The organism is Cyclobacterium sp. 10D3-21, from assembly GCF_055809755.1.
Genome location: NZ_CM147924.1, coordinates 2,672,031 through 2,692,407 on the forward strand (window position 1 = coordinate 2,672,031; position 20,377 = coordinate 2,692,407).

General features: G+C 36.9%; 16 protein-coding genes. 7 read left to right on the plus strand and 9 right to left on the minus strand.

All coding sequences use genetic code 11. From position 1 onward, the window contains the following. Positions 1-158: 158 nt before the first annotated feature. The 9 genes from AC0L7T_RS10810 to AC0L7T_RS10850 form a co-directional block, all read right to left on the minus strand. A complete protein-coding gene (locus AC0L7T_RS10810; protein WP_473342644.1) occupies positions 159-1,589 on the minus strand; it encodes a TolC family protein in 1,431 nt (476 codons plus the stop codon). Further along, the gene (locus tag AC0L7T_RS10815) at positions 1,579-4,806 is read right to left on the minus strand and encodes an efflux RND transporter permease subunit (RefSeq protein WP_473342647.1); all 3,228 of its coding nucleotides are present in this window, start codon (positions 4,804-4,806) and stop codon (positions 1,579-1,581) included. Before AC0L7T_RS10815 ends, AC0L7T_RS10810 begins: the two co-directional genes overlap by 11 nt. Before the next feature lie 25 nt (positions 4,807-4,831). Beyond that, positions 4,832-5,917 carry an efflux RND transporter periplasmic adaptor subunit gene (locus tag AC0L7T_RS10820; protein ID WP_473342648.1) on the minus strand — a complete coding sequence of 362 codons (1,086 nt, stop codon included), beginning with the start codon at positions 5,915-5,917 and terminating at the stop codon, positions 4,832-4,834. Positions 5,918-6,048: 131 nt separating this feature from the next. Beyond that, positions 6,049-6,408 (minus strand): hypothetical protein, encoded by a 360-nt coding sequence (locus tag AC0L7T_RS10825; protein ID WP_473342649.1) that lies wholly within the window; start codon positions 6,406-6,408, stop codon positions 6,049-6,051. A gap of 614 nt (positions 6,409-7,022) precedes the next feature. Next, positions 7,023-7,919, minus strand: coding sequence for a diacylglycerol/lipid kinase family protein (locus tag AC0L7T_RS10830; RefSeq protein ID WP_473342650.1), 897 nt, complete (start codon positions 7,917-7,919; stop codon positions 7,023-7,025). A 415-nt stretch (positions 7,920-8,334) separates the two neighbouring features. Beyond that, positions 8,335-8,589: a hypothetical protein gene (locus AC0L7T_RS10835; protein ID WP_473342651.1), complete on the minus strand. Its 255-nt coding sequence runs from the start codon at positions 8,587-8,589 to the stop codon at positions 8,335-8,337. A gap of 196 nt (positions 8,590-8,785) precedes the next feature. Beyond that, positions 8,786-9,877, minus strand: a complete 1,092-nt coding sequence (locus AC0L7T_RS10840; protein ID WP_473342652.1) for a sulfatase-like hydrolase/transferase — start codon at positions 9,875-9,877, stop codon at positions 8,786-8,788. A gap of 45 nt (positions 9,878-9,922) precedes the next feature. Next, positions 9,923-11,896: an SGNH/GDSL hydrolase family protein gene (locus AC0L7T_RS10845; protein ID WP_473342653.1), complete on the minus strand. Its 1,974-nt coding sequence runs from the start codon at positions 11,894-11,896 to the stop codon at positions 9,923-9,925. A 44-nt stretch (positions 11,897-11,940) separates the two neighbouring features. Further along, positions 11,941-13,782, minus strand: a complete 1,842-nt coding sequence (locus tag AC0L7T_RS10850) for an FAD-dependent oxidoreductase (protein WP_473342654.1) — start codon at positions 13,780-13,782, stop codon at positions 11,941-11,943. A gap of 482 nt (positions 13,783-14,264) precedes the next feature. On the opposite strand from AC0L7T_RS10850, the gene AC0L7T_RS10855 reads away from it, so the two are divergent. From AC0L7T_RS10855 to AC0L7T_RS10885, 7 genes are all read left to right on the plus strand, one after another. Next, positions 14,265-15,548, plus strand: coding sequence for a PQQ-dependent sugar dehydrogenase (locus tag AC0L7T_RS10855; RefSeq protein ID WP_473342655.1), 1,284 nt, complete (start codon positions 14,265-14,267; stop codon positions 15,546-15,548). A 145-nt stretch (positions 15,549-15,693) separates the two neighbouring features. Beyond that, positions 15,694-15,855 (plus strand): DUF1328 domain-containing protein, encoded by a 162-nt coding sequence (locus tag AC0L7T_RS10860; protein WP_473342656.1) that lies wholly within the window; start codon positions 15,694-15,696, stop codon positions 15,853-15,855. Between the two features lie 78 nt (positions 15,856-15,933). Beyond that, on the plus strand, positions 15,934-16,125 hold the full coding sequence (locus AC0L7T_RS10865; RefSeq protein ID WP_473342657.1) for a hypothetical protein: 192 nt from the start codon (positions 15,934-15,936) through the stop codon (positions 16,123-16,125). Between the two features lie 280 nt (positions 16,126-16,405). Continuing rightward, a complete protein-coding gene (locus AC0L7T_RS10870; protein WP_473342658.1) occupies positions 16,406-16,972 on the plus strand; it encodes a helix-turn-helix domain-containing protein in 567 nt (188 codons plus the stop codon). A gap of 9 nt (positions 16,973-16,981) precedes the next feature. Continuing rightward, positions 16,982-17,428 carry a response regulator gene (locus AC0L7T_RS10875; RefSeq protein ID WP_473342659.1) on the plus strand — a complete coding sequence of 149 codons (447 nt, stop codon included), beginning with the start codon at positions 16,982-16,984 and terminating at the stop codon, positions 17,426-17,428. Positions 17,429-18,141: 713 nt separating this feature from the next. Next, positions 18,142-19,170: a helix-turn-helix domain-containing protein gene (locus AC0L7T_RS10880; RefSeq protein ID WP_473342660.1), complete on the plus strand. Its 1,029-nt coding sequence runs from the start codon at positions 18,142-18,144 to the stop codon at positions 19,168-19,170. A 242-nt stretch (positions 19,171-19,412) separates the two neighbouring features. Beyond that, on the plus strand, positions 19,413-19,910 hold the full coding sequence (locus AC0L7T_RS10885; RefSeq protein WP_473342661.1) for a ferritin family protein: 498 nt from the start codon (positions 19,413-19,415) through the stop codon (positions 19,908-19,910). Positions 19,911-20,377 lie beyond the last annotated feature (467 nt).

The following is a 20,377-nucleotide window of genomic DNA, read 5'->3' on the forward strand; positions in this document are numbered from 1 at the left end:
TTGTCACTTATTTTTCTGCAACAATGCTGATAAAATCTCGACTTATCATTGTTTCCGAAGCCGATTTTAATCTTCTAAAAAGCAAAAAAGCCACTTGATAATTCAAGTGGCTTTTTAATTCTTATACTGGATTTATTAAAGATGAACGATGAATCTTATTAATTCCAGCCACCACCGAGTGCTTTGTAAATATTTACTTTAGCATTCATCTGGCTCATTTTTATTTCTATTAGCTCCATTCTGGATTCTAATGCTTCCCTTTGGGTAAGTAAAACTTCCATATAATCTGCTCTTGCTGAGCGGAACAAACTATTTGAAATAGTGATAGATTGATTGAGTAAATCAACCTCTTTAGACTTTGTCTCATAGCTTTTTCTTGTATTGGCTATTTGCGAAAGTTGATTGGCTACTTCTATATAAGCTTGTAAAATGGTTTGTTCATAGCTGTAAACAGCCTGTAACTGCCTTGAATTGGCACTATTATAAGTCGCTTTTATCGCATTTTTATTTACCAGTGGAGCCACTAAATCACCACCCAAATTATACAGTATGGATTGAGGATTGACAAGGTATTTAGGGTTAAATGACCCGAATCCTACACCAGCTTCAATACTGAATGAAGGGTAAAAATTTGCGCGGGCAATGGCGACATCAAGTTTGGTTGCAGCCAAAGCCAGTTCAGCTTGTTTAATATCCGGTCTATTGATTAACAATTGGGATGGAATCCCAGAATGAATTTCATTGACCGTAATTTCATTGAAACCTGAAGAGCTTCTTTCGATGGGCTGTGGGAAACGACCAACTAGAAAGTTTATCTTGTTTTCCGTTTCCACAATTTGCTGCTTGATTTTGTATTGCAGGTTCTCGGTGTTGAGCACCTGAGCAGCAAAGCGATTTACCGCCAATTGCGTTTCCTGAGCAGCTTGTTTTTGTTGTTCAATTATATGTAACGCATTCTTTTGTATCGCTATGTTTTTTTGAATAATATCCAGCTGATTGTCAAGTGCCATTAGCTCATAATAGGAACTTGAAATTTCAGCGATCAGGTTAGTGACCATGAAATTTTTGCCCTCAACACTTGATAAATACCTTGCTACTGCTGCCTTTTTTCCATTGCGAAGTTTTTTCCAAACATCTAATTCCCAGGAAGCAAAGGCGCCTACCATAAAATCAGGCAATGGATCAGGGATGGCTTGACCTTCCCTGATATTCAAGCTTTCATCCACAGCCCCATGTCGGGTATATTCGCCATCCTTCTCCAATCCAGCGCCGACTCCTAGATTAACAAAAGGTAAATACTCTCCTTTTCTCGCTAGGATTTCGTTATTGTCCACAGCAATCTCCTGAAGCATAATGTTCAACTCCTGATTATTGGCAAGAGCGGTATCTATCAAAGTGATTAACTGAGGATCAGTAAAGAATGCTTTCCAATTGGTATTGGCACTGTTAGTAGTGTCTTTAGATTGGTTAAAACTATCTGGAACTGAATTGCTTTCGTCGAATGTCGTCGCCTGAGGTATCTTACATCCCCAAACAAGGAGCATGCAAAGCAACAGGGTTGTCGTATTTATTAGGAATTTATTGACCATTTTCTATTTCATTTTTCGACAATAATTTCTTTAGTTTCTTAAGTAATCTTGAATCGGATTGCCTTTTTACGTAGTCTTCACTAAGCGGTGTTTCATCTTCATCTTTGATCAATGTTCGACCTTCAGCAATACTGCCGAATATATAGTAGAGCCCTGGGACGATTATTACACCAAATAGGGTCCCGAATAACATTCCTCCCATAGCTGAAGAGCCAATGGTTTTGTTACCAATAGCTCCAGCTCCTGTAGCCATTACCAAAGGAATAAGTCCTGCGATAAAAGCAAATGAAGTCATCAAAATAGGACGGAATCTAACCTTGGCACCAATTATAGCTGCCTCAAGTATAGTGGAACCCTGCTGGTGCTTCTGGATGGCAAATTCAACAATCAACACAGCGTTTTTTCCCAAGAGTCCAACCAGCATTATCAACCCAATCTGTGCATAAATATCATTGGCGAGTCCCATGAATTTTAGCATAAGGAAGGATCCAAAAACGCCTATTGGTAAAGAGAAAATAACAGCCAATGGAATTATGAAACTTTCGTATTGAGCAGCCAATACCAAATACACGAAAATCAAAACGACAATAAAGATGTAAATGGCCTCATTACCTCTCCTTGATTCATCGTAGGAAAGTCCCTCCCAAGCGATGTCATATCCATTGGGTAGGGATTGTTCTGCTACTTCCTGAATAGCTTTTATAGCATCTCCACTAGTGTATCCTGGTGCTGGAACGCCCTTGATAGAGGAGGAAGTGTATAGGTTGAATCTGGTGATTTCATTAGGCCCTTGTTTTTTCTCCATCTTCATAAAAGCAGAGTAAGGGACCATTTCTCCATGGTCATTCTTGATGAATAATTTCATGATATCCGAAGGCATTTTCCTGTATTCTGGAGCTGATTGTGTATAGACTTTAAAGAAATTCCCAAATCTAACAAAGCCTTGTTCATAAGTACTACCAATGAGTACATCCAGGTTTTCCATGGCCTTACCTATGGATACACCCTTTTGCATGGCTAGTTTATTGTCAATGGTCAACTCAAATTGAGGATAATTGGCAGCAAAGAAAGTAAACAGTCCGCTTAATTCAGGTCGCTCTCTTAAGGCATCCATGAAATCACGGTTTACTTGATCAAATTCCTGATAATCAACAGTACTGTTTTTGTCCAACATTCTTAAGGAAAAACCATCTGATGCCCCATATCCTGGTACTGCTGGTGGTTCGAAGTATTCAATAACAGCTCCTAAATCCTTGGTTTCTTCCTCAAGTTCCTCTATTATTTCTTTGACAGAGTGCTCTCTATCCTCCCAGTTTTTGAGGTTAATGAGACAAGTACCTGCATTTGATCCCCTTCCTTCCGTAAGAATTTCATACCCTGCCAAAGAAGAAACAGATTGGATACCATCAATTTCTTCAGCAATTTCCTGGAGTTTTCTCGATACCTCATTGGTGATTTCCAAAGTAGATCCTGGAGGTGTCTGAATAATCGCATAGATCATTCCCTGATCCTCATTGGGTATAAATCCTGTAGGTAGGTTTTCATTGACTGCAAAAATTCCAAAACCAAAAGCCAAAAGAATACCATAGGTAACGACCTTTCGGTTCACTATTAGCTTTAGTAAACCTTCATATTTATCGGTGATTTTTTCAAATTTCCTATTGAACCAATCCAGAAATAAATCGATAGGAGATTTCCTTCGTTTTTTTCCATGGTTGTTTTTAAGAATCATCGCACACAAGACTGGTGTTAGCGTAAGCGCTACCAATCCCGAAAGGACGATTGCACTGGCCATTGTAATGGAAAATTGCCTGTAAAAAACACCAACCGGTCCTGTCATAAAAGCAACAGGTATAAATACCGCAGTCATAACGAGTGTAATGGCTATAATTGCACCACTGATCTCACCGAGCACTTTCTTAACCGCCTTGAATGGGCTTAGATTCTCCTCTTCCATTTTGGCATGGACCGCCTCTACTACTACAATCGCATCATCGACCACTATACCTATCGCTAAAACAAGGGCAAAAAGTGTGATCATGTTTATTGTTAAACCGAATAACTGCATAAAAACAAATGCACCTATCAAAGATACGGGGACAGCAATGGCGGGGATAATGGTTGACCTTAAATCCCCTAGGAAAAGAAACACAACTAAAGCTACTAGAATAAATGCCTCTACTAATGTATGCAATACCTTATCAATCGAAGCATCAACAAATGTCGAAACATCATAATTGATCTCGTAAGACATGCCGGGAGGAAAATTCTGTTCGAGTTCAGTTAATTTCAGTTTTACCTTGTCAATTACTTTACTGGCATTACTACCAAAGTTTTGCTTCAATACCATTGAAGCGGCGGGATAGCCATCTTTGTTCGAATAAATATCAAAGAATTCACTACCAAGTTCAACCTCTGCAATATCCTTGAGCATTAAAATTTCCCCTTCAGGATTTGCCTTAATGATGATGTCTTCGTACTCTTCTGGAAGATTAAATCGACCTTTATAGGTCAATACATATTCAATGGATTGAGCTGTTTTACCAGAACTCTGCCCCAGTCTACCTGGTCTACCGATTACACTTTGTTCATCAATGGCAGCCAGCACTTCCTCTGTGGAAATGTTATATGCCCTCATTCTATCTGGTTTTAGCCAAACCCGCATCGCATATTGGCGGCTACCGAGAATCGTAGCCCTACCCATTCCACTTATCCTTTGCAGCTCCGGTAGAATGTTGACATTGGCATAATTGTATAGAAATTTCTCATCAGCATTTTTATCTGTACTGAAAAGGTTGACATACATCAACATACTCGGTTGTATAGGCGTAATGATTACACCTTCTCTTTGCACCAGGGGCGGGAGATTGTTCATCACCTGGTCTATCCTGGTTTTTACGTTAACTACTGCCGCATTTGGATCCGTTCCAGGTTCAAATATTATCTGTATAGTAGCCTCTCCTGCACTTGTTGCATCGGAGATGATGTACTGCATACCTTGTACACCATTAATCGCTCTTTCCAGAGGGATCAATGTTGATTTGACCAAGACATCTGCACTAGATCCCGGATAGGCAATGAAAATATTCACCCGTGGAGGTGCGATTTCTGGAAATTGCGAAATTGGCCTGGTCGTAATGGCTAATATTCCGAGGAATATGATGGCCAGGGAGATAGCTATCGCTAAAACCGGCCTTTGTATAAACTTGCTAAACATGTCTAAAGTAATTTAAAGGTTAAATTTACTCTGCATGAAGCAGGTTTAAATCTTTCAAAATTTCTCTTTGGTCAAGAAAATCATATTTTATCTCCTGATTGTTTTTAACTTTTCTCAGTCCTTCAATTAGAATTTTATCATCCGGTTTCAGTCCACCACTTACCATATATAAATGCGGAACTTCGTGAGCAATAGTTATTTCTGTTGTTCTTAAAGTGTTGGTGTCGTCTACGATATAGACGTATTTTCTATCCAAAATCTCGAAAGTAGCTTTTTGAGGAATTATCAATGCGTCATCAAAGGGTACAGGCATTAATATATTGCCCGTTTCACCATGTCTTAAAACACCCTTTTCATTAGGGAATGTAGCTCTAAAGGCAATGTTTCCCGTTTCATTGTTAAAGTCAGCTTCAATGGTTTCAATTACCCCTGAATGGCTAAAGTTTTTGTTGTTGGCCATTTTGAATTGCACTTCAGGCATGTTTTCTAAACCTGTTGTGGAGGCATAATCCAAATATTCGGCTTCAGGAACATTGAAATAAACCCACATTTTACTATTGTCGGAAAGGGTTGACAATAATTCTCCTTCGTCTAAAAGACTTCCCAACCTTACTTGAAAACGTCCCATAATACCATCGAATGGCGCTCTGATCTCAGTAAATCCCAGGTGTGCTTTTGCTAGATTTAGTTCGGCTGTTGCCTTGGCAAGTTTTGCACGCGACATGGCCAATTCATTGTAGGAAACAATATTGCTGTCGGCAAGACTTTGTGTATTGTTATATTCTATTTCAGCAAAATCTGCTTCTGCTGATGCTCTTTGCTTTTCAGCTTCATAAATAAGAGGCATAATTTGGAACATTAGTTGCCCTTTCTTAATGTGCTGTCCCTCATCTACAAACACTTTTTGCAAATATCCCCTTTCAAGTGCTCTAAGTTCTATGTGTTGTATGGAGTGAACCTGACTAACGTATTCTTGAAAAACTACTGTATCAATTTTTATGGGATTTGTTACACGGTAGGTGGATTCTGGATGTACAGCTTCCTTTTTATGCTGACACGCAGTGGTGCCTAGTATTGCTACTAAACAGAGAAGAATTAATATCCTCGTCATAATAAATTTTATTTTTTTTGTAAAAATTGAAATGAATTACCCTTGTGCAGATTAAAATCTGCTTATACGAAGGGATTGGAATAAATCATGGGTATAGACCCTAATGAAGTATTTGGATTTTTTTTAAAAAATTATGAGAGGAAGCTCCTCCAGGAATGGTGGAGAATAACGAGTGAAATCTTAGATCTATTATGAATGGATAGGTTAAATTGGGAAAACAATGATTTCCTCAAATTATAACCCGCTTTGGAATAAAAGGCAGTATTTAAACAAGAATTTTCACTGTCCTCATCTAGTGTTTTGTTGGATTCATTTTCACTTTCATTTTCCTGTTCTTCAGGAGCATCTCCTTCAGATGGTAAATGTAAAAAGTAGTGAATATCATTTAGAATATCATTCGCGGAAAGAAAAGAGACTTGTTGATTTGATTTTTCTGAAATCTTTACGGAAGAATCCGCTTCCCACAAGGTTGGACTCAAAAATAGCATCAAAAAGCATGATGCTAGGGAGGCCCCTATTAGGAATGAGTTCTGTATAGAATCCTTTATAAAATGTCTCTTACTTTTCATTTAGATCAACAAACCTATAAAAAAATTTTAAATGTTTTAATTTTTTACCAAATTTTTATGGAAAAGATATTTGGTTAAAATGAATAAGATGCCAATAGAACAGGGTTATTTTAAAATTTTAGAGTCAATAGGATGAGGTGAAGCCCAGTATTTTTTTTTGTAATTTATACATGCCGAATTGTATTGTTTTTTTGTTTAAAAATTTAATAATCAGTAATTTATAAGTTGATTTTCCAGGGGTTTTACTCAGTCTCTAACGCTCTTAAGTTTTAAGTTTGTTGATCTTTTTTAAGACAATTGTGCGGATTAACAATAAAAATTTAAAGAAAAAAAATCAACCCAAAAAATTACCATAATTTCAAATATTCTGATAAATACTGAATATTCAGCAAGCTTATGGCGGATTTTCTTCCTTTAGGAGAAGAAAATTCCAAAATTGAATAAGTAAGGTTAAAAGGATTTATGTACTACAGATGGAAGCCATTCCAGCTTCAATCTTAAATACACTATTTTATTTGTTCTCTTTTAAGGTGCCTTTAATCTACATATTGATTCTCCCTCGAAGTGATTAATCTAATGGCCCCTTTAATTATTTCAATTTTAAGTCGATCAAATTTTCCAATTACTTCTCCGTCCAGTTGCAATAATCGTGGTTGGTCAAATTTCAAAATGGCCTTTTCTGTACTTATTGCTGTGATGTTTTCTTTCATATAAAAAACATCATTGAACTTAGAAAGACCTGCATTGATTAAAAATTGTGTGTTCAAATTTTTGACCAGGATAATTTCAAATTTGCCATCCATAGGATTACCGTTAATATTCAGCGGGATACCTGTTCCGTATTTTCTGGAGTTACAAATACCTACCATCACCGCCTTTTCCCTCGTTTTTTCATTATTTGCTTCTACTTCAATTTCGAAAGGATCTATTTTCAATAACTCATCCAAAAAGTATTTGGCATAGGTGGTCATTCCTCTACTAGAATCTTTTTCGTAGGAGGCTACGATTTCTGCGTTAATTCCCACATCCCCAATGTGGAGAGAATAATACTTGTCATTTATTTTCAACATATCTAAGTCCTTGATCATGGAAGACATTATCAGGTCTTTTAAAGCTTCAACAGGGTTTGAATTGACCCCCAATTCTACAGCCATACCATTTGCCGAACCTAGCGGAATAATACCCAAAGGGATTTTTTCCTCCAACAAAACAATAGCCGAAAACAAAGTCGTACCATCACCCCCAACAGAGGCTACTCTATCAGGACCAAAATCAGCAATAATTTTCTTTACCTTTTCTTCATCATTTTCTCCAGTTGTTTTAAAAAAATGATTCACAATTCCATATTTAAGGCACAATTCTTTGGCATTTTTTATAAAGGGTTCTTTGTCCACATCGCCAGAAATGGGATTGACTATAAATAGTAATTTCATGTTGTTTTGGTTTGCTATTTAGGTTGCTGAAATCCGGGTTCGGTTTAATGTTATTTAGTGTTCATCAACGTCAAACAATTAATTTTAGTTTTAGTTTGAAAATAATTATTTTTCGCAAATGAATTGAAAAAATACAGGTGAAATATGCAATAGGAGAGGAGCTAAGTTCCCCTAATTTAAGCTCAAAATATAGTTAAATAAATGTCTCAATTAAAATCTGGAATTTGAACTTAGGAGTAAATAAGAAATAAAGTGTTCTTGTACAAGTAGCCCACAATCAGATAGTTTAGCCATTGAGGATAGCATTGTTGTATTGATTACAAATAAGCTAAAAGGGAAAGGTCTTACATGAATAATTATTCTGAAATCTTTCGGTTACTGAAAGTATTTTAAAGAACCGCACCATTTTGAGAGATCATATTTCACAACTTGTGACCTTATACCCGTTTACACTTATGAGTTGATCAAGCCGGAATGTTTCACCGTTTTCCAAAACAATAAATTCTTCGCTATTCTTGGTGAAAATGTCACAAATTCGGGTATTTAAAGTATTGCTGTTAAAGTTTTCATCTAAGAAAACGATTTCCACTATTACCTTCCTTGTTGCCCAATCCTGCAATCTGTCAAAAAAGGAACAACTGATAGGAACATATTTTTGATATTTATGCATGACCCAATAACTTTTATGATAATAGAATTAACGGTTATTTGATTGGTTGAGTTTTTATTGGAAACCATAGCCAATATTTTTTGGTCAAAATATTTACCGAATTCTAATATTTGGAAAAGTTACGTTTAAGATTCAATCTTTTTAGTCACTTGGCTTCTCTCTGTTATTTTATGATAGTAAGGCTTTTACCAAGGCCTTACCTTATCATTTTTTCAATGATTTGACCTGCTTTATCATCTGGGTATTCTCTCCCTAATAATTTGAAAATTGTACGAGCGATCATTGAGGAATGCCACAATCCTTTCATTTTCATTTCACCTGTTGCAGGGGTGTCGGGACCTATGGCTGCCATCCATATTTCTTTGGCTTCTGGAATGGAAGATCCATGACCTGTCCAAGATTTATTATTTGTTCCTCTTCCATGATCGGTGGTGATGATCATTGTTGTTTTATCCTTGTATTGAGGGGTATTTTGGAGATATTCCCAAAGTTCTTTCAGGTAGGCATCGAATTGGTGGATGGAATATAAGTATTGATCGTATTCATTGTCATGTGCCCAATCATCAGGTTCGCCATAAGCTATATAAACTATTTTTGGGGCATTTTTGATTATTCCTTCCAAAGCGTAATTGTGTGTAAAAGCATCTAGTCTAACCCCTCCCCAAGGGCCTCTGATTTCATTTTGAAGACGATTGATCATGACTTCTTTATCGGTCAGGTTAGCGCCTTCAGCCAGGTCAAAACCTGCGTTAACTGGGACCTTGCTGCGTTCCTCATTAATGATGTAGGGGAAAACGTCCCAACTTCCATAGGCCAATACCTTGTCCTTGTATTCGGGTATTTGATTTAAATACTCCAATAAGGTTGTATTTGGATTGTTTGTTTTTGAATTTGAAGTGATGCGTTCATCGTCTGCAAAACCACTCAATACTTCATTGTAGCCAGGATAAGAAAACAGCATGTTATTGCTGTTGTCAACAAAATTCCCGTAAACCCTATTGCCATAGAGTTGTCCTTCTGATTGTAATGTTCCCCAAAAGAAAGGCATCAGCATTTCTCTTCGCTTGTGTGGGTCATTGTCCCAAAATTCTTCTAGTAGCTCCTCTGTATTCTCGACCATTCCTGTATCATCAATAAATAGAGAATCAGCACCCTTAAATACTTCTTGCCAGCGAAGTCCATCCACCGTTATTAATAAAATGTTCTCCGTTTGGGTTGTTTTTTGTGCCTGGATTTGGGTTATGTTGAGAATTAATCCAAATAATATCAGTATTGGTGTCTTTTTCATCTTTTGGTAGATTTTTTAGAATAACATTAGTCCAGAATTAGCAATTTAATTCACATAAAAGTATCGAATCCTACAAGCTTTACGCTGGTGATTGTCATTTAGACCATCAGGTACCTTTATTTCTAGTAGGTGAGGGGCTTTTTGTAATTCACTCGCCAAAGTATAATACCATGGCAGATGAAGCTGATCACTCCATTTTGTCAACAGGTCTAATTGCTGCCATTCACCTTTATCAATTCTAAAGTTAATAATGGCGGCATCCTGACCTGCTGCCACTGCGATTCCCACAGCATTGCCTTCGAATCTAAATTTAAGGGTTTTAGCGCCTTTGTCTCCTATCAAAAAAGGCTCATTTACAAAACCAGGTCTTGTTTTCTCATTGTCATTTGGGGTCCAGTTTGGATCGATGTGCCATCCCTTCGCTGGTTTTGCCTTATTTATATCGATTAGCTTTCCTTTATCATAGGAAAAAGCATCCATTCTTTCTGGTAATGGATAGTTAGTAGTTTTAACCGATAGGCTTTGGTTGGCATCATAGTTATTTTTAAGAAAGGTGATAATAGAATTGCTATAAATTCCCTGGCCAAATGGTGAAGGATGAAGGTTTTTAAAATCATCTTTCCAGGTAAATTCTCCAGCATTGATTCTATCTGTTACCTCTTTTGCCAGATTTATCGTAGGAATATTATAATGCTCCGCTACCGCTTGGTGATTTTTGATTACTTCAGGTACAATGCCTTGGTTATAAGAAGCCATTTTCCCTGGATCTACAAAATGCATGATGACGATATCCATTTCTGGATTTGCTTCCCTCGCATGTCTAATGATGCCTTCCATAGCACGCTGTTGCTCTGTGGAAGTTCTACCGTTGCCCGAATCATTCACAGCTGCCTCTATGAATAAAAGATCAATTTTCCCTTTGGATAGAACATCTTTTTCTAATCGGAAGGCAGATGGAGTACTTCCCATCGAAGGGATACCCGCATTAATAAATGCTAATTCCGTGTTTTGAAATCGGTTTTGCAGGTAATTGCTGACACTGTCCCTCCAGCCGGGATTGTAAGTGATGGAGCCTCCCAAATAAGCTACCCGTCCACTTTTATTATGCGAAAATTTTATCAAAGAATTCTTTATTCCTCCAATGGTCTGGTGGTAATCTTCTGAGGCCAATGGAAAAGCTTCTATTGAATAGTATTTGATAAAATCAGCTACTAAACGGGGTGTTTGTATAGGGAAATGGTGGCCTTTTAGACTTTGTTCTCCATCCACCGATGTTACTACGGTGGCAATTCCACCTGATTTTATATATTTTTGAACAAGTGGGAGGGTGTTTTCGTCAACAGGTACAACCTGGTCCTCAAGCCCAATCATATGCATTATAGGCACCCTGTGGGCAGGTAAGTCTATAATATTGTCGATAGGGTTATTTTTATATGCTTTTGCTTCGGCATCATCAGCAAAGTTGTACACTTCTTTAAGTCTGTCCCAATCCTTTGGAGATCCCTCACTTTTCCCAAAGCCTCCAGGCCAACTTTTGAAATCCAATACAGGCGCTTCGGCATAAATGCAGGCAACCTTATCTGGGTTTACCTTTGCCCAATTGTATATGAATAGTCCGCCTCTGCTGACCCCCATTAAGGATACTTTATATTGTAGCTTTTTCTCTTCCGTTAAAAATGTGTGAAAATCATCCCATACCTTAACGGCCTCCGGAGCCCCATATAAATTGTCGGTGTTGATATAGGCCAGGTGAAACCCTTCGGATACCAAAATGCTGTCTGCTTCAGTATGCCAGTCGGGGAATCGGGCACGCCATATCCAAGGGTTTCCTTGAAGAGGCTTTTTGGGGAGAATTAACCGAGCTTTTCTTCCTTGAAAACTAAAATCATAACGTTCAAATCCTTTCCAGTTAGACTGCTCAGCACTGTCTATAGGACTTGAGAGCTGGGATTGTGGATAAACTTGATAAATGAGGAAATAGAAGCCAAAAAAAGCGAGGTAAGAAAAGATTTTCAACATTAATTATGGGGTTATCATTGAATTTTTGCTAATATATTTCTGAACTATTCATAAGCCCGGATTTCGAAAATTCGGGCATGATCTATGCCATGAGTGGCCAGTACCTTGATTTTAATTGTGTCTATAGCTTCACCGTTTAGCGTATGTCTGCGATGTCTATGGTAGTTATTTGATTCTGATAAAGTCTCCTTTAACTGACCATTTAAGTAAGTGTCAATTTGGTAATCCTTCACGGTTTCAGGTTGGGGGCTTCCCCAATGCATCTTTTTTGTGTATTCATCGGCAAGACTGAAAGTGAGCACTCTATGCGCTCCAGTATCAAAGGTTATCTGGAACTGACGAATCTTTTTTGAAGTATTCCAGTATAATTCAATGGTCGCTGGGAGGCCTGTCTCAGGATCACTCATCCATCGGTGGGTTCCAGGGACAGCTATATCTGACCGAACCCCCCTTTTTCCGTGAACACTGCGGTTCTGACCACTAATGATATTTACCGCTTGTCCATCTTTCTGTTCGGATTCGGCTTTAATCTGAGCCAATTTCACCATGTCATTTTCATCCTCGTTTGATATACCAGGGATGAATGCATCGTCTTTTAACAGCTGTTGTTGGATACTGCTTAGCAATTCCTTATTGGATACAATATCCGCCGGAGCTATGTGCTCCTTTGCGGCCAAAGCCGCAGCAGTGCCAACTGCTTGTCCTACCACAGCGCAGGTAGCCATCACACGCGTTGACGCAAATGCCACGTGGCTTGCGGAGATGTTTCTCCCTGCAAACATCAGGTTGAAGATGGTATTGCTGATGGTAGTTCTTAATGGTATTTGATAGAGGTGGGGCACATCATGATGAATACAAGGGGATTCATTGATCGCATCTACCCCAGCAGGCGGATGAATATCAATATGCCATCCACCAAAAGCGATGGCGTCTTCAAAGGCATTTGCCTCTTGAATGTCGTTTTGCGTTAAGGTATACTGTCCTATAAATCTTCTGCTTTCCCTTTTTCCAGGCAGAAATCCACACCATTCTAAGGCCCAATTGTCTGCCCCGTGTTCGCCCCCATTTTTCACGTGGTCCCAAACTCCCAGTAATATTGCGAGTAATTCATCTCTTATGAGCTCATTGTCTTTAATGGTGTCCAGCGTTCCACCCCATTCCAGCCACCAATACCCATATTCTAATCCCAAATCCATGTCCATGGCTGGGGTAGCATGCGGTCTGAGAATGAGGTCTTCTTCTGTTATTTTCCGGGCCCAGATTGGTGGGGTAAAAGGCATAGGTTGCCCATATTTTTTAGCCTGAAACATGAGCGATGAGCCCAATCTTAATTTATCACTTTTATCTTGCGCCAAACTTTCACCAAAAGTAGATTTGGCCTCTCTACCTTCAAAATAGGGTGCTCCAGAGGATGCACCGATAGTGCCATCTCCCGTGCAATCAATGAATATCTGGGCCTCAATTTCAAATTCATCTTCTGTAGACTCTCTTCTTGCGAAAGCCTTTTTGATGGTTTTGTCTTGTACCTCAGTTGCATAGACCCTGGTATTGAGCATTAACTCAAGGTTGGGTTCATTTCGGCACTTGTCATACCAAATCAAGTCGAAAACTGATGGCGACCGTTGGGGGTTATTTACACTTGCTTCAAGACGGATCTCTTCTATAATACCGGATTCTCGGGCCTCAACAGATAAATATTCACCTCGCTTACCACTACAATCTGCACCCACTATGTGCATTCGAACTTCACTAGAAGCATTGCCACCTAAAACAGATCTATCCTGACAAAGGATTACTTTTGCACCAATTCTAGCCGCAGCTAATGCCGCAGGTATACCTCCAGGACCTCCTCCGGCTATTAAAATATCGCAATTAAGTTGTTTCATCTTCAAAGATATTTTCTATTGTCAACTCAAAGATAGTTTTTATGATGGCTTATAAATAGGTTCCATTAAGAAATTCCATGTACTTGGTACTGAAAATTGAATTCCATTTCAACCCATTCCGAAATCAATCTTTTTTACTGACATAATTAAACGATTTATCTAATAACCATCTATAGATTCATTAAAATCAATTTTGAATTTCATCGTATTCTCTCAAAATATTAAAACCATTTCAGACCCTACAACCTACCTAAATTTTCTGTAGTATTTATTGTCATCATAAATTATGGTACACGATTTGTTCTATTTGACCTGAGAATTATTAAAATTTAATTAGGTGTAAGAAAATGGTGGATCTACCTATCGACAAAACATTTTTGAGTTAGGTGGGTTACTCTTCGTATTAATGAAATCGATCTAGGTTAACATTTATATCCTGTTTCGAAACGGAACCGATTAATTGAAGTATAAAAATTAAAAAAATGGAAAGATGGTTGTTGGTTATATTAATGGTAAGTGTTTTAGGGTGTCAGGAAAGAAAGCTATCCGAAACTGAAAAAAAAGAATTCGCTGACAATGGAAGTGTTACCGTTGAAACTACTGTAGGTGACTTAATTTTGGAAGCACCTTTCGTTTCGGAATCGGTAACCAATCAAAGTAAAATGATTGACTGGCCTGAAGGTGTGACACCTAAAGCCCCGGAAGGATTTGTTGTTACCCGATTTGCTGAAAACCTTGATCATCCCAGATGGACTTATATTGCTCCCAATGAAGATATTTTTGTAGCGGAATCAAATACTAAAAACAGCGCAAATCGAATTACCCTTTTGCGGGACAATGATGGCGATGGAATTGTTGACGAACAGCACATTTTTTTGGAAAATCTAAACCAAAATTTTGGTATGCTGGTTCTTGATGATTTTTTCTATGTGGCGAATACAGATGGCCTTTACCGCTATCCATATAAGGAAGGGGATACAAAATTGACAGCAGAAGCCGAGAAAATAGTTTCACTTTCTGCAAGTGGCTACAATAATCATTGGACAAGGAATATCATTGCCAGTAAAGAAAAAGATAAAATTTTTATCTCTGTAGGATCTGCAAGCAATGTGGGCGAGCAGGGAATGGAAAAAGAGGAGCGAAGGGCCAATATTTTACAAGTTAATCCAGATGGTTCTGGGGAAATTATTTATGCCAATGGGCTTAGGAACCCTGTAGGAATGGATTTCAATCCTGTATCTGGAGAGCTTTGGACGGCTGTAAATGAGCGCGATAAGTTGGGAGATGACCTGGTGCCAGATTATATTACCAGTGTAAAAAATGGTGGGTGGTATGGTTGGCCTTACAGTTATTACGGTCAGGTTAAAGATCCCCGATGGAAAGATGATCCCCATGATGAAATGGTTGCAAAGGCCATTGTACCTGATGTGCCTGTTGGAAGTCATACGGCATCATTGGGCTTGACTTTTTATACTGCTGATAAGTTCCCTTCGAAATATATAAATGGGGCATTTGTTGGACAACATGGCTCATGGAACCGCGCGAACCTTTCTGGATACAAAGTTATTTTTATTCCTTTCAAAAATGGGAAGCCGACAAAGGCCGAAGATTTTCTTACGGGATTTATTGCAAACGAAGAGAAGAGTGAAGTTTTTGGAAGGCCTGTATGCGTGGTTGTAGCCCCAGACGGCTCGCTTTTGGTTAATGACGATGATGGAGGGATTATTTGGAAAGTTTCACCTAAGGTTACCGAGAATGCAGAATAGCTATTAAAATTAAATTAATATTCTGAAAATGGATTGAAGCAAGATTTGAATTTATTGAGACAATAGTGTTGAATCTTAATTGATAATTTTGACCCGAAGGTATTAAACTGCCTCATTTAGTATTAACAACCCTAAAAAAATCACTATGCTACGTTGGACAATTATTTTCATTATTATCGCAGTTATTGCTGCGATATTCGGTTTTGGCGGTGTTGCCGAAGGAGCAGCTTCTATCGCCAAGGTAATCTTCTTTATTTTCGTTGTCTTATTCCTGATTTCCTTGATTTTTGGACGAAAAGGTGTTTAACGAAAAGTTATTTAAGATTAACAAACCAAATTTTGAAGTTATATTATTTTGTAATCACTTAAACTAAAGTTAGAATTTATGAAACGTTATATTAATATTTTGCTATTGGCCTTAATGACCACCTCTTTTCTGTCGCTATCAAGTTGCAGAGAAAAAAAAGAAACGACAGGCGATAAAATAGAGGAAGCAGTTGAAGATACTGGTGATGCCATTGAGGAAGGTGCTGAAGAAGTAGAAGATGAAATTGATGACGCAACCGATGACAATTAAAAGTCAGTTTTAAAAACGCATTTGTAAAGCGGATTTTCCTTAAATGGAGAATCCGCTTTTTTTGATTTTGTCTCTTGAAAAGGTCAAGGTGCTGATTTTTTGAGCCCAAGCTGCTAATTTCTGCTGTCAACAGTAGTAAATCTATGGAAAATGATATCTACCTACTTGAGTACATAAAGTTGATGGCATCGCTTTTTATTGAAATTTCACCGTTTTAATATGAAATTTGTGATTATCTTGCTTCAATTCATGAGGACAAACAATAATTGGATCATTTTTAATGAAAATTTATCTAAGATATAATTTTAAGGTAATTTGTGAAACCATCGTGCGAGAGCAATTGGAGAAGCTTCAAATTCCCTACTCAGCAACAGAATTAGGAGAAGTAAACACCTTAGAGGTATTATCAGTTGAAGCAAAGGAAGCACTTAATAATGCGCTGAAAAGATATGGCATTACAATCTTGGATGACCAAAAAGAAACACTTGTAGACCGTATTAAAAACACCATTGACGAAATGTTGAATGATGAGAATGCACGAATATTAAAAGTTTCCAGTTATTTGTCAGATAAGCTCAATTATACCTATTCCTATTTGTCTTCCGTTTTTTCAGAAAACACCTATTCATCCATTGAGAATTATGTGATTTTAAGAAAAGTAGACCTTGTAAAGGAATTATTATGTGACGAAGATTTGACGCTTACGGAAATCGCTTATCGTTTGAGTTATAGCAGTGTCTCCCATTTGTCTGGTCAATTTAAAAAAACAACAGGGCTTACTCCAAGTAGTTTTCAGCGTATTATGCGTCGAAAAAAAACCAATACACTTCAAAGTATCAAATCTTAAATTCTGTCAATGGAAACGAACTATCTGAGTGTGGCACTTGCTGATGACGATGAAGATGATAGAATGCTTTTTGATGAGGCAATTAAACAGCTGTCTATAAAAACAAAGCTATCCCTTTTTAAAGACGGTCAGGAATTAATGGATTATCTTTTTCTGCCTGATGTTGTGCAACCAAATTTAATATTTCTAGATTTAAATATGCCTGCCAAGAATGGCATGCAGTGTTTGCAGGAAATTAGACAAAATGCGGCATTGAAAGACCTTATTATAGCCATTTATTCTACCTCTTCCTCTGAACAGGATATTGAAGAAACCTTTGTTAATGGAGCCAATATTTATATAAATAAACCAACCAGCTTTAGTAAACTTAAGGAAGTGATTGAAAGGGTGTTGCATTTAAATTGGCAGTACCATACTTCTAATATGAATCGAAATACTTTTTTGTTTAGGTTTTAACCTTTAAGATTAAACAAAGATCTTGTAAGCAGTGATTTTAAAGGATATATTGCTTGATTTTTTTACCAACCATACTGAAATCATTTTTTAATATTCTCTTGGAACAATCAGATTGAATAAAACGGTTAAAGCCTAAAACTTGACTTATTCAATTAGATCTCCTTTCCTTTTCAGAAAGTATTGCATCAAAAATTAAAACCATTTGTCGATAGGGTTACAGATCCGTTGTGATGAAACAGATATAGTAAGGACAGGCATGTTTCGATTTAGTATAGCTCTAGAGATACAACTTTCTGCTCAGAGATTTGAATAAATTGGGTTGCCTAAAGCACTATATATATTATTTTTTTAGGTGTTAATGTATTGATGTTTAATTGTTTATTAGTCGGTTTGAGCTCGTGAAGCATGAGGTTTTTAAACCTGCAATAGGTTGAGAACTACCTAATTTTTACTTGGAACATGAAATTTTGTAACGCAAACCCAAAGTTGTGTAACTTATTCTGTGCCGACTTTGTGATATTTGTTGAAGGATTTGAGATAAACAATCAACGGATCTATTTGTGATTGAGAGCGGTCAAAAAATAAATGCTTTTACTATCCTAAATAGAGCTTGATTTAAGGGGAGTTTACCACTTGATCATTGTTTGAATTGATAAACCAATTTACTTGAGTCGAGGCTCAAAAAATTAATGTTTAACCCTATTAATGACATTATGACTACTATATCCCTTTCTTCAACAGCCATTAAAAATATGTTCGATCAATTGCAACAAAATTTTAGTGGAAATCTCAGTATTAAAGTAAAAGAACATATTCTGGATATTGACAATGAATTTGGTCGTGGCCGGATTAGAGGTATTACTTTCAAGAGTGGCATTTCACTTTTGGAATTTGATGTAAAATTTTCACAAGACTTTGTTTTACGCGCAGGGACAGGTGAAAATCCCCCTATTTGTTTTGCGTACTGTTTGCGGGGAAAAGTAATCCATAGTTTCGGTAGTCAGTCAGGTAAAAAGGTTCTCGAGAATTTTCAGACAGGTATTCTCACGAATAAAGCTTTTGAAGAAAATGTCCTGCATTTTTCTAAGGGTGAACATATTAAGATTTCTCTAATTGTTGTAAAGACTTCTTCAAATCATAAGATTCTGAAAAAACACAATTTGAATTATAGGATTCAGAAGTCATTTCTAGGAGAAAAGGAATCACATAATTCAATATATATAGGGTCCTACAATTTGAAAATTGCTGATAAAATTCAACAACTCGAAGCCATACAGCAGCGTGGGATTGTAAGAAGTTTAATGATTGAAGGTTTGGTTCACTTGATCCTTGCCTATGAAATTCAGCAGCATGCCGATGACCTGAAAAATAAAGCCTTGAATAAAGGGAATTTAACAAATAGAGAATTGGGTGCGGTGCGCGAAATTTCTAAAACAATTCAAAGCTTTCCTGAAACACAACATTGTATTTCAGAATTAAGTCATCAATCCGGATTGTCTCCTGGGAAATTACAAGAAGGTTTCAAACTCATGCATGGAACTACTGTGAGCGATTATATCAGAGCGTTAAGGGTAGAGAAAGCAGAGGAGCTTATCAAAACTTCAGACCTCAATATTTCACAAGTGGTGTACAGCGTTGGCTTTACTAGCAGGAGCTATTTCTCGAAAATTTTCAAACAAAAATACAATTGCAGTCCAAAAGAGTATAAGGAAAAACAACAGTTGATGAGCCTGTCGGCTTAAGATATTAAAAACAGACCAACTATTATAATTACGAACAACCAACCTTAAGCCGTCTAGATATTAGACGGCTTTTTTGAGCCAATAAAACCCCGGATTAAACTCAGGTTTACCACAGAACTTCATGACTTTCTACGGAAATTATTCCATCAAATAATAGCGGAATTATGTCAGTTTAGGATAAAATAATCTATTGAAAAAATAGGGTTGAAGAAGTTTATTCATTGGTTTTAATAAAATTTGAAATGAAAACAACAGAAACTGATATTCAGCTTACTGATTTAAGCGTGAAAGTTAATATTAAAATATTTCAACAGTTATTAGCTGATGAACTTGTTCTTTATGCCAAAACTTTAGGCGCTTCTTCTATGGTTTTAACCAATAAAAGTGAGGTGAATAATTTTTTCTATAAAAATATTGAAGTTTTAGAAAAGGCTATTAATATTATTAATAAACAGATCAGAAAACTAAATTTTAATTTTCAGGGCACACTTACTAAAGGATTAAAAAATGCTCATTTAAATGAATTTGATTCCAATAAAAATAATTCAGAATATTTCGTTAGAAACCTACTAGGAGATCATCATTTGATTATTAAAGCTATACGTAAATATTTAAAAGATGATTTTATCTACCTTAATTCAAACGAGTCTTTAAATTTAATTGCTGAAATTCTTCAACTTCATATTGAAATGACTTGGTTGTTAAGGGATCTTTTAATCCATATTAGTTATTCAAAATAATTAATTGTATAACTTATTTTTCAGTTTAATAAATGATTGAAATGTGTCATTAGGTTAATTTTTTATTCACAAATTTTTATGTTTTTAAAGTCTAGGGAATTAATCCTCAGCACCTTGAATGTCTTCTGCATGCAAGATTAAACCCGGATTATGTAATAGGATTTTCCGTGTTTATGGGAAATGTTGTAATCGCTAGAAAATCAGGTTGTTTGGAGGTTTCAGCATAACATCGCTATGGTGAAACTGTCTACCGTAAGGTAGAATACAAAACTGCAACGAAGTGGCTGATTTTTTTAAGTGATTTCAGCAGGTAATAGAAGGTCTTTTGTATATTTCGGATTAAAGACAAGCTTTCGTAAAAAAAATCGCTGATAAATTGAATGGGTATCCGTTTAAGGATTTGGGATATTGCTATTTGATTATTTTCAGTAGTTCTTTTTTGTTTTTCTAAAAACAAGAAGGCAACT